This is a genomic window from Labrys sp. WJW (assembly GCF_001676615.1).
Classification (GTDB): domain Bacteria; phylum Pseudomonadota; class Alphaproteobacteria; order Rhizobiales; family Labraceae; genus Labrys; species Labrys sedimenti.
On the sequence record NZ_LYXZ01000116.1, the window covers coordinates 1 to 284 of the forward strand.

The following is a 284-nucleotide window of genomic DNA, read 5'->3' on the forward strand; positions in this document are numbered from 1 at the left end:
AGGGTCTGGGTGTCCAGATCGAGCTCGTCCGAGATCTTGGCCGAGACCGGCACCAGATAGTTGCGCCCCTTCACCTGCACGCCATGGCCCGAATAGAACACCACCACGCTGTCGGCATGATCGGCATCGCGCAGGAAGGCCCTGAGCCCGTCATTCATCGCCGCCAGGTCGCCGTCCTTGACCAGCGTCACCGCATAGCCGATCCGCCCCAGCGCCGCCGCCATGTCGTTGGCGTCATTGGCCGGGTTCACCAAAGGCGTCACCGAGCGATAGGCACTGTTGCC

At 64.8% G+C, this 284-nt stretch carries 1 protein-coding gene; it reads right to left on the reverse strand.

Annotated elements, in window-relative coordinates; all coding sequences use genetic code 11:
• Nucleotides 1-284: caspase family protein (locus tag BA190_RS34865; RefSeq protein ID WP_202908582.1), on the reverse strand; the 284-nt coding region annotated here is incomplete at both ends.